The organism is Vallitalea maricola (assembly GCF_036985595.1).
GTDB lineage: Bacteria > Bacillota > Clostridia > Lachnospirales > Vallitaleaceae > Vallitalea > Vallitalea maricola.
Genome location: NZ_BTPU01000199.1, coordinates 1 through 263, shown reverse-complemented (window position 1 = coordinate 263; position 263 = coordinate 1). Strand labels below are relative to the sequence as shown.

General features: G+C 26.6%; 1 protein-coding gene. It reads right to left on the bottom strand.

Features of this window, described 5'->3' with window-relative positions; translation table 11 throughout:
- Positions 1-263, bottom strand: a 263-nt coding sequence (locus AACQ14_RS23865) for a hypothetical protein (RefSeq protein ID WP_339366037.1), incomplete at both ends; no start/stop codon positions are given.

Sequence of the window (263 nt, the reverse complement as noted above, 5' to 3'; positions counted from 1 at the left end):
TTTTAAAGTTGGATTAGCGTTAAGAGGCTTTACCTTTCTATTAGGTTGTCCACTTTTATCACAATAGTTATTATATCTTTTTATAAATTTTGCAAATTCTTTTGGAAAGTTAGGATCTTGTCTATCCATATTAAAGACTTTATTACATTTTGTCTCTCTCTCAAATTCTCTTTGTTGATTAATAATTTCTCTTTTAGATAATCCTTTTCCTGTTTTTTCTGATAATTGTTTTGCAGCTAAAATATTAGCATACTGGCTAATAT